Origin of the sequence: Flavobacterium humidisoli, from assembly GCF_023272795.1 — a bacterium.
In the GTDB taxonomy this organism is placed as follows: domain Bacteria; phylum Bacteroidota; class Bacteroidia; order Flavobacteriales; family Flavobacteriaceae; genus Flavobacterium; species Flavobacterium humidisoli.
Window position 1 is genome coordinate 2994979 of sequence record NZ_CP096829.1, and the last position, 12365, is coordinate 3007343.

General features: G+C 33.6%; 9 protein-coding genes. 5 read left to right on the top strand and 4 right to left on the bottom strand.

Annotation, left to right across the window (positions count from 1 at the left end):
• Nucleotides 1-121: 121 nt before the first annotated feature.
• The 3 genes from cysS to M0M44_RS12810 all read right to left on the bottom strand — a co-directional run bounded on the left by cysS (nucleotide 122) and on the right by M0M44_RS12810 (nucleotide 3863).
• Entirely contained in the window at nucleotides 122-1663 is a 1542-nt protein-coding gene (gene cysS / locus M0M44_RS12800) for a cysteine--tRNA ligase (RefSeq protein WP_248725996.1), read from the bottom strand.
• Nucleotides 1664-1792: 129 nt separating this feature from the next.
• Nucleotides 1793-2464 (bottom strand): GTP cyclohydrolase I FolE, encoded by a 672-nt coding sequence (gene folE, locus M0M44_RS12805; RefSeq protein WP_248725997.1) that lies wholly within the window; start codon nucleotides 2462-2464, stop codon nucleotides 1793-1795.
• Nucleotides 2465-2666: 202 nt separating this feature from the next.
• Nucleotides 2667-3863, bottom strand: coding sequence for a pyridoxal phosphate-dependent aminotransferase (locus tag M0M44_RS12810; protein ID WP_248725998.1), 1197 nt, complete (start codon nucleotides 3861-3863; stop codon nucleotides 2667-2669).
• Nucleotides 3864-3986: 123 nt separating this feature from the next.
• Between M0M44_RS12810 and M0M44_RS12815 the strand changes: the two genes are divergently transcribed.
• The 5 genes from M0M44_RS12815 to M0M44_RS12835 all read left to right on the top strand — a co-directional run bounded on the left by M0M44_RS12815 (nucleotide 3987) and on the right by M0M44_RS12835 (nucleotide 11812).
• The gene (locus M0M44_RS12815) at nucleotides 3987-5312 is read left to right on the top strand and encodes a PDZ domain-containing protein (RefSeq protein WP_248725999.1); all 1326 of its coding nucleotides are present in this window, start codon (nucleotides 3987-3989) and stop codon (nucleotides 5310-5312) included.
• Nucleotides 5313-5459: 147 nt separating this feature from the next.
• Nucleotides 5460-8096 (top strand): T9SS type B sorting domain-containing protein, encoded by a 2637-nt coding sequence (locus M0M44_RS12820; protein WP_248726000.1) that lies wholly within the window; start codon nucleotides 5460-5462, stop codon nucleotides 8094-8096.
• 30 nt (nucleotides 8097-8126) lie between these two features.
• Complete coding sequence (locus M0M44_RS12825) at nucleotides 8127-9053, top strand: PorP/SprF family type IX secretion system membrane protein (RefSeq protein ID WP_248726001.1); 927 nt, start codon at nucleotides 8127-8129, stop codon at nucleotides 9051-9053.
• A gap of 10 nt (nucleotides 9054-9063) precedes the next feature.
• Complete coding sequence (locus M0M44_RS12830; protein WP_248726002.1) at nucleotides 9064-11193, top strand: OmpA family protein; 2130 nt, start codon at nucleotides 9064-9066, stop codon at nucleotides 11191-11193.
• Nucleotides 11194-11329: 136 nt separating this feature from the next.
• A complete protein-coding gene (locus tag M0M44_RS12835; protein WP_248726003.1) occupies nucleotides 11330-11812 on the top strand; it encodes a hypothetical protein in 483 nt (160 codons plus the stop codon).
• Between the two features lie 111 nt (nucleotides 11813-11923).
• Here M0M44_RS12835 and M0M44_RS12840 read toward each other — a convergent pair whose 3' ends face one another.
• Nucleotides 11924-12304, bottom strand: a complete 381-nt coding sequence (locus M0M44_RS12840; protein WP_248726004.1) for a DUF1573 domain-containing protein — start codon at nucleotides 12302-12304, stop codon at nucleotides 11924-11926.
• Nucleotides 12305-12365: the final 61 nt, after the last annotated feature.

Here is a 12365-nt window from a genome sequence, read left to right on the forward strand (position 1 = left end):
TTTGTATAAGTTAGTTTAGCGCTCAGTGTTCGATTTTTTAGTGCTCAGATTTATCTTTTAATTTAACTTAAATGCTAAGAATTAAACTGAACACTAAAAAACTGAGAACTGATCACTTTTTTTATTGAATGCTAAAAGTAGTTCCTTCTTTTCCGTCTTTAAGCTGAATTCCTAAAGCAATTAATTGATCGCGAATTTGGTCAGAAAGCGCAAAGTTCTTGTCTGCTCTAGCTTGATTTCTCATTCCGATAAGCATATTTACTACACCTTCTAATTTTTCGCTATCAGCGTCAGCAGCTTTGTCATCGTTAAGACCTAAAACGTCATATACGAAAGCATTCATGGTCTTAGTTAACAATTTTAAGTCTTCGTCACCTATGGTTACTTTTCCATCATTTAGTAAATTAACAAAGCGAACACCTTCAAATAATTGTGCAATAAGAATAGGTGAATTAAAGTCATCGTTCATAGCATCATAACATGATTGTCTCCAAGTATGAACATTGAAATTACTCTGATAGATATCATTTGAATCGCTCTCATATTTTCCAAGTACATTTCCAATGTAGTTATTTCTTTTGAACTCAACTGGTGAATTTAACAGATTTATAGCTTCCATTAATCTTTTATATCCTTTTTCGGCGGCCAAAATTGCATCATCAGAAAAATCTAAAATACTTCTGTAGTGTGCTTGAAGCATGAAAAAACGTGTTACTGAAGCAGAAAATGGTTTGCTTAAAATGTTATTGTCTCCGCTAAGGATTTCACCTGGAAGAATATTATTTCCAGTTGATTTTGCCATTTTCTTTCCGTTTAAGGTAAGCATATTAGCATGCATCCAATAATTTACCGGAGCCTGACCAGTGCAAGCTTCGTTTTGCGCGATTTCACATTCGTGGTGCGGGAATTTTAAATCCATTCCACCTCCGTGAATGTCAAAATGATTGCCAAGATACTTGGTGCTCATTGCAGTACATTCAAGATGCCATCCAGGGAAACCATCGCTCCAAGGTGAAGGCCATCTCATGATATGTTCTGGCTCGGCTTTTTTCCAAAGCGCAAAATCCTGTGGATTTCTTTTATCAGATTGTCCGTCAAGATCACGCGTATTGGCCAGCATATCGTCGATATTTCTACCACTTAAGATGCCGTAATTATTGGTTTCGTTATATTTTACAACATCAAAATATACCGATCCATTGGCAACGTAACCAATGCCTTTATCAATAATTTTTTTGATAATTTCAATTTGCTCAATAATATGTCCCGTCGCTGTAGGTTCAATACTTGGCGGTAAAAAATTGAAAGCTTTTAGAATGTTATGGAAATCTACAGTATAGCGCTGTACAACTTCCATTGGCTCCAATTGCTCCAAACGTGCTTTTTTAGCAATTTTATCTTCGCCTTCATCGACATCATCTACGATATGCCCAACATCGGTAATATTTCTAACGTAGCGAACTTTATAATCTAAATGCAGAAAATATCTGAAGATTACGTCAAAAGACATAAAAGTTCTCACATTACCTAGGTGAACATTGCTATATACCGTAGGACCACAAACATACATTCCAACGTTTCCTTCATGGATTGGTTTGAAATCTTCTTTTTCGCCAGAAAGCGAATTGTATATTTTTAGCGGTTGTGTATTGTATAACGGCATAATTGTTTATTGATGTTTTTTAGTAGCTAATCCTGCTATTCGCTATATCTTTTGTGGTGAACCCCACCACAAAAGGATGCCGCTTCTATCAGGGCTAGACCATAAATATAATAGAATTATTGTATAAAATTAGAACTGAGTGTCTAGTTTTATATAATCTAAAAATTCTCTCTTCGTTTGTGGATCTTTGAATTTTCCTCCGAATTCAGAAGTTACAGTACTGCTTTCGATATCTTTAATTCCGCGAGAGTTTACGCAAAGGTGTTTTGCATCGATAACACAGGCAACATCTTCTGTTCCTAAAGCTTTTTGTAATTCTTGAACAATCTGCATGGTAAGACGCTCTTGTACTTGAGGTCTTTTTGCATAATACTCAACGATACGATTCATTTTTGATAAACCGATAACGCGTCCGCTTGAGATATAAGCTACGTGAGCACGTCCAATAATTGGCAGTAAATGGTGTTCGCAAGTAGAATAAACCGTAATGTTTTTTTCTACAAGCATTTCGCCATATTTATAATTGTTGTCAAAAGTAGAAGCTTTTGGCTGTTTTGCAGGGTTAAGACCACCAAAAATTTCCTTTACAAACATTTTTGCAACTCGGTTTGGAGTTCCTTTGATGCTGTCATCTGTCAAATCCATTCCAAGAGTCTGCAGAATGTTTTCAACATCTTTTTTAATTTTTTCTATTTTTTCTTCGTCAGTTATATCAAAAGCATCTTCTCTTAGAGGATTTTTTGCATTACTGCTAAAGTGATTATCTCCTATTTCGTCTAAAAATTCTTCGTTGTTTATCATTAAAAACTACTATTAGTATATGTATTCCTTTTTAAGGCGGTAAAGATAATTAATAAATAGGAAACCTTTTCTATGGTTTTTAGGATTTAATTACTCCTTTTTGGATATAATCTAAAATTTGAAGCCAAATACCCTTATTAGAAGCAAAAAAGACAACAACGAAAAACGTTATTGCCTTTTTAAATCTATTATAATGAATTGATTATCTGTTATTATAAACCAATAAAGCTTCCTTTAAAATATTTACCGCTGTAATCAAATCTTTTTTGTTTAAAACATAAGCAATACGAACCTGATTTAATCCCATTCCAGGTGTCGAATAGAAACCTTTGGCAGGAGCAATCATTACCGTTTCGCCATTTAAATGGTAACTTTCAAGAAGCCATTGCGCAAAATCGTCCGAATCTTTTATCGGAAGTTCTGCAATACAATAAAAAGCACCTTTTGGTTTTGTTACAATAACGCCTTCAATTTTATTTAATTCGGCAATCAGTGTGTCGCGGCGTTCTTTATATTCTGCAATTACTTCATCAAAATAACTTTGAGGTGTATCAATTGCAGCTTCGCAGGCAATTTGTTCAATTGTTGGCGGACTCAAACGTGCTTGAGCAAATTTCATTACTGTTGCTAAAACGTCTTTGTTTTTTGTTACCAAACATCCAATTCTTGCGCCGCACATACTGTAGCGTTTAGAAACAGAATCGACCATAATTACGTTTTGCTGCACATCTTCTAAATTCATTACAGAAAAATGAACATCATCTCCATCGTATAAAAATTCACGATACACTTCATCTGCGATTAAGTATAAATCGTGTTTTTTAATTAAACCAGCCAGTTGTTTAATTTCTGCTTCAGAATATAAATATCCAGTCGGATTTCCAGGATTGCAAATCAGAATGGCCTTTGTTTTGGGTGTAATTAATTTTTCAACTTCTTCAATACTTGGTAATGCAAAAGCAGTTTCGATAGTAGAAACTAATGGAACTACAGTTGCACTTGTTGAAGATGCAAAAGCATGATAATTAGCATAAAAAGGTTCTGGGATAATAATTTCATCTCCAGGATCTGTAATTGTGGCCAGTGCAAAAAGTAAGGCTTCAGAACCACCAGTAGTTACAATGATGTCTTCTGTATTAACGTTTACATTTTGGCGCTGGTAAAATTCTGCTAATTTTTTTCTATAGCTTTCATATCCGGCAGACGGACTGTATTCTATAAGAGTTAAATCAATATTTTTTACCGCCTCGATGGCCACTTCCGGTGTCTTGATATCCGGTTGACCAATGTTTAAGTGATACACCTTGTGTCCTTTTTTCTTTGCTAAATCAGCAAAAGGAGCCAGCTTGCGTATCGGAGATTCGGGCATGTTTTTTCCCTTGAGTGAAATTGTCGGCATGAGTATAAATTATTGAAGTGCAAATTTGCATATTTTTTTCGTATTTAACGTAAATAATAAGGGTACTTCTAAAAATGTAACAATAATAAATATATTTACTAATTTTATAATAAAATATTGTCAATGAAAAAATATATAGTATTGTTTTTTGGGTTATTCTTACCTTTTTTGCTTTTTGGACAAGGCGATTTCATATTAGAAAACAATGCAACTAAGGCTACAATACCTTTTAAATTGATTAACAACCTTATTTTTATTCCTATAAAAGTAAATGGAGTCGAACTAAATTTTCTGTTGGATTCGGGCGTCGAAGAAACAATTCTGTTTAGTATGGAAGAACAACAAGAAGTTAGTTTTAATAATGTTGTAAAGATTAAACTTCGTGGTTTAGGAAGTGAAGAGGAAATAGAAGGTCTAAAATCGACAAAAAATATTCTAGAAACTCATGGTCTCAAATCAAACGATCATATGGTTTTTATTATCCTAGATCAAAGTTTTAATTTGTCTTCTCATATCGGAATTCCTGTCAACGGAATTATCGGTCACAAATTCTTTAGAGACAATTTTGTCGAAGTTAATTATCAGAAAAAGAAAATAATAGTTCACGCAAAGACTGCTAAGTATCAAGAAAAACTAGAAAAAAAGTTCAAAATGGTTCCGATAACTGTTGAAAAAGCGAAACCATACATCATGACAACAGCGACAGTTAATAATGAGCAAGTTCCAGCTAAGCTTCTAATTGATATTGGAAATAGCGATGCTTTCTGGATTTTTGAAAATGATAAAATCAAACTCCCAAATAAAAATTTTCCAGACTTTTTAGGAAAAGGATTTAGTGGAGACATTGAAGGACATCGTGCTAAAATTGATAAATTTTCTATTGACGAATTTGATTTTAAAAAGCCAATTGTTTCTTTTCCAGATTCTGCTTCAGTTCGCAACGTTAAGATGGTTCCAGGACGTATAGGATCTGTTGGAGGCGAAGTTTTGAAACGATTTACTTTGGTTTTAGACTATGGAGGAAAAAAACTGTACTTGAAAAAAAATGGGAAATTTGGAGAACCATTTACATATAATAAAAGCGGAATCACGGTTCAGCACAACGGACTTCAGTGGGTACAGGAAACAGTGCATTTAGAAACCGTACGAGTTGCATCTTCAATGGGAGAATTGCAGGAAAAGGACAAAAACGACAATAACTTTAAATATAAATTTGCTCTTAAGCCTGTTTATGAAATAGTGAATGTGCGAAAAAATTCTGCTGCCGAAAAATGCGGATTGCTTAAAGGAGATATTATTGTCAGTATTAACAAAACGCAGCCCTATAAATATACTCTCCAGCAAATAAATAATCTTTTAAAATCAGAAGATGATGTATGGATTAATCTTGAAGTCGAACGAAATAGTTTGGTGCTTAAATTTAGATTTAAACTGGAAGATGAACTGTAAAAGATTGAATTATAGTATTTGGTCGATTTTTAAAAACCGCGTTTTATGTTGCTATATTGAAGGAATGACTGTTTTTTGTGAAAATAAGTTTGTTAAAAATTAGTTTTTTGGTTAAATATTTTCTTATGTTTAACAAAAAATTAATCTATGGCAAAAAACTACATTAGCTACTTACATTTTGTATTGTTTTTTATTTTTTTTACCGTTCTTCCTTCAAAACTAACGGCACAATGTGCTGGTGTTGATAACGTAAATGAATTAATTTGCGATGTTACTAATCCAATATATCAATCCGTAAATTTATTTTCTTTGTTAGGCGGTTCTCCAGTTCCTGGCGGAACATGGACAGATGATAATAATTTGCAAGGCCTAAATCCTTCTACTGGTATTTTAAATGCGCAGTATATTCTTAGCGGAGGAGAATATCACTATACCTACACGGCTCCAGCTACTTCGGGCTGTACAGATAATAAATCAGTAGTTACAATTACTATAGGTGCATACGTTGGAGTGGGATCTGAAGCAACAGTTTGTAACGAAAACAACTTTTTTAATCTTTTTACGGCTTTTGATAGTAAGGTAATGGGACCGCATGTAAACGGAAGATTTACCACAGATACAGGTCAGCCTGTAGAATCTACAATAGCGATCGGACAATATACAACCAAAACGACACTTAACTTCATTTATACTGTGCCACCAGTGCTTGCTTGTTCTCCTAGCTCAAAATCGACCAATGTGCAAGTGACCATTTATATAGCTCCGAAAATAGGAAAACCACAAGATTTGGAGTTATGCGGAACGACAGATTTGGCAGGTTACACCAATCTAGATTTATTTGACCAGCTAATTGGAGGAGACAGAGGTGGTACCTGGACGGGTATAGGTTTAACCTCTGCCATAGATCATAATATTAATCTTCAAGAATTGTTTGATACGAATGGACCTGGAGTATATTCTTACACCTATACTGTTTTAGCAGTTCCTGGTAATAATATATGCGCCAATAAAGATGTCAAAGTAAATATAACTCTAGAAAAAAGACTTGATTTTACAGGATCTAAAATTGAAGCAAGTAAAGATATTTGCGAATCTGAAATTTCAACAGCGACTTATTCGGCAAAAATTACGCAAGGGCTAGATAATATTCCTAATGGAACATACGATGTCAATTTTAGTGTTGTCGGTCCAGGAGTGTCATCATCTGAAAATGTAAGGGGAAATTTTGTGAATGGCGAATTTAATTTCCCAATACGATCGTCTTATTTTAAGCAAGTAGGAGAGTATACTATTACTGTTACAGGTATAACGTCTACAACAAGCAAAGGAACATGTGTAAACATATTTAATCCGTTTTCAACTATTTTAAAGATTTATCCGTTGCCACGCTTAAATGATGCTACATTAACAGCGCTTCCAATTTGCCAAAATGATGTGGCAACAATTGAAATTGCTGCACCTCAATTACTTGATGGGCTTTATCGTATTTCCTACAATATAAACGGAGATAATCTAGCTCTAGGCGAAACAGCAGAAATACAGTCTGTTGGCGGAAAAGCATCATTTACAATTCCAGGCAACTTGAGCAGAAGAAGCGGATTGTCTGTAATTACTATTTATAGCATAACAAATATTACCAATCCTTCACCACAATGTACCAATACAGCAAATGTTGCAGGAAATCTGTATATAAATCCATTGCCAAATGCCATAACAGTAAAAGCTGCGGTAAAAGATTATTGTTTGAATGCGCCTGTTACCGTTGCCGTTTCAGGATTAGAAACTTTAGCTAATGTGAGTATTTCTTATGCATTGTCAGAAGCTAATATTTCTGCGGTACAAACCGTTACAAAAGCAGTAGCAAATGGTAAGCTAGATTTTGTCATTCCTGCTGAATTGCTTTTAAATGCAGGTGAGACAAAAATTACATTATTGAATCTAACGAATACAGTTACAAATTGTGATGTAGATTTAATCAACGTTACAGATAATTTTATAATAAATCCGATTCCTCCAGGGCCAATTGTTTCAGATCAGCAATTTTGTAAAGTTGATGAAGCTGTAATTGCCAATTTAGAGCCAAAGGGAACTCAGTACAAATGGTACAATTCTGCAACAGCAACTACGCCACTTGCAGTTGATTATGTTTTAAAAACAGAAGATTATTTCATTAGGGAAACTTCCGCTACAGGCTGCGTTTCAGAACCTGCAAAAGTTTCGGTGCTTATAAACGATACGCCTGCGCCGGAAATGAATGAAACGGCAGATTTTTGCGGACTGGCGAATCCAAAAATAAGTGATCTTTCTAATAAAACAAATGTTCCAGCAACGGTGGCCTGGTATGATGCGGTAGATGGAAATTTACTGGCTTCAACTACATTATTGGTTCATAATACGACTTATTATGGATATGATTTAAATGAAACAACCCACTGTTTGTCAGAAAATTATAAAGAAGTAAAAGTTTCACTTCAAGACTGCGAGGTCGCACAGTATGAGTTCTTTATTCCAGATGGATTCTCGCCAAACGGAGACGGTGTAAACGATTCGTTTGTGATAAAAGATATTGAATTTTTATATCCAAATTATACACTTGAAATTTATAATAGATACGGAAACGGAATGTATAAAGGAGATAATAATAAACCTGCTTGGGATGGCAAAAATTACGAAAAAAGCGGTATCGCTGGAGGTATTGCACCCAATGGAGTTTATTTTTATGTGTTGCATTTCAATAAAGACAATAAACCGCCACAGCAAGGCCGTCTTTATTTAAATCGATAAAACCTTTTTACATTTTAATATAATTTTCAAATGAAAAAAATAATACTTCTAATAAATTTCCTTCTCTATTTATCCGTTTCTGCTCAGCAAGATCCAGAGTACACACATTATATGTATAATATGAGTGTTGTCAATCCTGCGTATGCGACTGGAGTTCCTGCCATGATGAATTTTGGAGGATTGTACAGAACGCAATGGGTTGGTGCTTATGGCGCTCCAAAAACATTTACCTTTTTTGGACACACAGCCATTAACGACAAAATAGAAGCTGGTATTTCATTCCTTTCAGATGATATAGGAGATGGAGCTAAAAAAGAGAATAATGTTTATGCCGATTTTGCCTATGTTTTAAAACTAGGAGGAAAAAATAAATTGTCTCTGGGTTTAAAAGCTGGATTTTCGTCTATGCAAAGCAATTTTAATGGTTTTCGTTTTACAGATCCTCAAACAGATATTGCTTTTTCAGAAAATATAAATGCAACAAAACCTAATATTGGAGTTGGGGCGTATTATTTTAGAGATAATCTATATGTAGGGTTGTCTGCCCCAAACTTATTGAAGTCAAAATATATTGAAGAAAAATCAGGAGTGAATGCTTTTGGTTCCGAAGAGATTCATACTTTTTTAACTGCTGGTTATGTTTTTCAGCTGAACAATGCATTGAAATTGAAACCCGCATTTATGTCAAAATTTGTAAAAGGCGCGCCAATAACTTTAGATGTTTCAGCGAATGTTCTCTACAACGAAAAGTTCGAATTTGGAGCTTCTTATAGAATAGATGATTCTGTCAGTGCGCTTTTCAATATTAACGTCACGCCGACATTAAGAGTGGGATACGCCTACGACTATACGCTTACAAACTTTGGACAGTTTAATTCTGGAACACACGAAATTATGCTGTTGTTCGATCTGGACTTGTTAGGAAAAGGATTTGATAAATCTCCAAGATTCTTCTAAAATGAAAAATATGAAAAAATTACTCGTTATTATATTCGTATTTTCAATACAGTTTATAAATGCACAAGATCTAGAACTAGCTAGAGCAAAACGTTTTTTTGACAAAACGTATTACAGCGAAGCTATTATTTTATACCAAAAATTGGCAGACGAAAAACCGTCTCAAGAAGTTATTAAAAATCTAGCCGATTCTTATTTCTATACTAACGATTTAGTAAAAGCACAGCGTTATTATCGACTTTTGATTTCAAATTACAGCAATAATTTAGATCGAGAATATTATTTTAGATACGCACAGACTTTAAAAGCAACAAATAGCTACGACGATGCAAATGCTAATTTAAAAGAATATTATGCTAAATCTGAAAATGCAGAAGATATCGTCAATTTTGAAAAAGACTTTAAAACATTAGAAAATGTTACGGCAATTGGTAAACGTTTTGAAATTAAAAACCTAGCGATAAATACACCAAATTCAGAATTTGGAGCTGTAAAATATAAAGAAGATCTAGTTTTTGCAGGAGTTAAATTGAAGCCTGGTTTATTTGATAAAAAGTTTAAATGGGATAACGAAACGTATTTGAATTTGGTTTCAATTCCTTTAAAAAATAGTAATTCAGCAGATTCTATTGTTCATTATTTTGCTAAAGAATTAAAAACCGGAATGCACGAATCGAATGCTATTTTTACAAAAGATGGCAAAACGATGTATTTTACCCGAAACAATTCTAAAAACGGAAAGAAGAAAAAAGACGATAAGAAAATCTCCAATCTTCAGATTTTTAAAGCAGAATTGGTGGAGGGAAAATGGACAAATATCACGTCGCTTCCATTCAATAGTCCGAATTATTCTGTGGAACATCCTGCTTTGAGTGCAGATGAAAAAGTATTGTATTTTGCTTCAGATATGCCAGGATCTTTAGGCTCTTTCGATATCTATTCCGTTTATATTAATAAAGGAGCATTTGATACTCCAAAAAATTTGGGTTCAGAAATTAATACAAATAAAAGAGAGCAATTTCCTTTTGCGTCAGCAGATAATAAACTTTATTTTTCATCTGACGGACATTTGGGCTATGGATCTTTAGATGTTTTTGTTTCTGAAATTAACGGAAATGAATATTCAAAACCAGTGAATGTCGGACTTCCATTGAACTCTAATTTAGATGATTTCGCTTTTAATATTGATTCCAATACCAAAGAAGGATTTTTTGCTTCTAATAGAGAAGGAGGAAAAGGGAGCGATGATATTTATCAATTCAAAGAAATAAAAGATTTGATTGTTGAAGATTGCAAGCAATTAATAGTTGGAATAGTTACAGATATTGATACGCAATTGGCTCTAGAAAATGCAACGGTACTATTGCAAGATTCTGAAAATAAAACTTTAAATACCATTACAACTTCTGCTGATGGAAAATTCAGTTTTACGGTTGCTTGTGAGGCTTCGTATAAAATTTCAGCTTCCAGAGAAAACTATACTAGTGCTTCAAAAATATTGACATTAGACAAAACAAGAGATAAAATTAATGACGGTTCTTTAGCTTTAAAATCATTGGAAGTTATTAAACAGGAAGAAAAGCAAATTGCTGAAAATAAGAGAAAGCAAGAAATTATTATTGAAGAAGAAAACAAGAAAAAAGAAGCTTTGGTGGCAATTGAATTAAAAGAAAAAGAGAAAAAAGCCAAGGAAGCCGCAATCGTTGCTGCCGAAGTTAAAAAGCAGGAAAAAGTAAAAGAGATACTAGCAAAGGAAAAAGATGTTGTTAAAGATAAAGATCGTTTAATCATTAAAACAGATCCAATTTACTTTGATTACAATATGTGGTATATCCGAAAAGAATCAAAAGTGGTTTTGGGTAGGGTTGTAGAGCTGATGAAGAAATATCCAGATATGAAAATAGAAATTGGTTCGCATACCGATTCTAGAGGAAACGCCAAATTTAATGAAGATTTATCTCAAAAAAGAGCCAATTCAACACGAGAATTTATAATTCAGTCTGGTATTGATGCCAAACGAGTTACAGCAAAAGGTTACGGAGAATCGGTGCCAATTATAAAATGTAAAACAGACGAATCTTGCTCAGAAGAAGAGCATGAATTGAATAGAAGGTCTGAATTTGTAATTAAAAATTTATAATTTTTTGAAACATAGTAAACCCGACAGGTATTTAAAACCTGTCGGGTTTCATTTTTACAGAAAAACTTTGCCAAAACCTTTTTGCGGAAATCTTTTTTCTTTAATTTTATAGTGATATCAACGAAATAAAAAAAATATGAGAAATCTAACCTTATCTTGTTTGCTTTTATCCTTTATCGGATTGCAAAGCTGTAAAAATGAAGAAAAACAAAAAGCCGCCGAAGTTGCAAAAGCAGAAGGTGAGGCAGTGGTAAGCACTGCATGCTACAAAGCAATTTATGAAAAGGATACAATAGATTTAAAATTGAATACTTTAAAAAACGGAAAACTAGCGGGAGATATGATTATGAGAGTTGCTCCTTCAACCGTTAGAACAGGAGAAGTTGCAGGTGAGTTTCATGGTGATACATTGTTTGTAGATTATACTTTTAAAGACAATGTGAATGGAAATAAAACATTTAAGAATCCGATGGCACTTTTAAAACGTAACAATCAGCTTATTTTAGGAAATGGTGTTATGCAAACTACAATGGGCGTTACGTATTTGGTAAAAGATAAGCCAATTGATTTTGAAAGCGTAAAATATAAATTTGACTCAGTAGAATGTGCTGCCAAGTAAGTAAAGAGGCAAGACTAGAGAACCAAGATTAGAGAGGCAAGATAGTTCTCTATAAAAAATAAAAAGCCGTTTCTGTAGAAACGGCTTTAATTATTTTAGAAGTTTAAATTCTTATTGAACTTCACCCTTAATTTTAAGAGCTACTCTTCCGTCAGGATAGTTTACTGCGTTTGTTTCAACAGTAATTGTTTTACGAATAGGTCCTGCTACCATATTATATTTTACATCGATTTTCCCTTTTTTGCCCGGCATAATTGCTGCCGCAGGTTTGGTAACAACGATTGAACTTAGCGTAGATTCTGCGCCTGTAATTAATAAAGGAGCATCACCAGTGTTTGTAAATTCAAAGGAGCGAAGTCCATTGTCACCTTTAGAAATTTTTCCATAATCAATTGTATTGTCTGGGGCTGCAAATTCAATTTTCGGGCCGTTTTGTGCATAGCTTATTGCGCTAAACAATAAGACTGCAATAAAAGAGGCTGCATTTTTCATATGAAATCTTTTTTTTAATTGTAAGTAAATATACATTCTTTTAATTAACACACAAATTATT

What these genes read in the sequence shown, in the direction of transcription:
- M0M44_RS12840 (WP_248726004.1), bottom strand. Translation starts at nt 12,304, where the DNA reads ATGAAAAATGCAGCCTCTTTTATTGCAGTCTTATTGTTTAGCGCAATA.
- M0M44_RS12835 (WP_248726003.1), top strand. Translation starts at nt 11,330, where the DNA reads ATGAGAAATCTAACCTTATCTTGTTTGCTTTTATCCTTTATCGGATTG.
- M0M44_RS12820 (WP_248726000.1), top strand. Translation starts at nt 5,460, where the DNA reads ATGGCAAAAAACTACATTAGCTACTTACATTTTGTATTGTTTTTTATT.
- M0M44_RS12830 (WP_248726002.1), top strand. Translation starts at nt 9,064, where the DNA reads ATGAAAAAATTACTCGTTATTATATTCGTATTTTCAATACAGTTTATA.
- M0M44_RS12810 (WP_248725998.1), bottom strand. Translation starts at nt 3,863, where the DNA reads ATGCCGACAATTTCACTCAAGGGAAAAAACATGCCCGAATCTCCGATA.
- cysS (WP_248725996.1), bottom strand. Translation starts at nt 1,663, where the DNA reads ATGCCGTTATACAATACACAACCGCTAAAAATATACAATTCGCTTTCT.
- M0M44_RS12825 (WP_248726001.1), top strand. Translation starts at nt 8,127, where the DNA reads ATGAAAAAAATAATACTTCTAATAAATTTCCTTCTCTATTTATCCGTT.
- folE (WP_248725997.1), bottom strand. Translation starts at nt 2,464, where the DNA reads ATGATAAACAACGAAGAATTTTTAGACGAAATAGGAGATAATCACTTT.
- M0M44_RS12815 (WP_248725999.1), top strand. Translation starts at nt 3,987, where the DNA reads ATGAAAAAATATATAGTATTGTTTTTTGGGTTATTCTTACCTTTTTTG.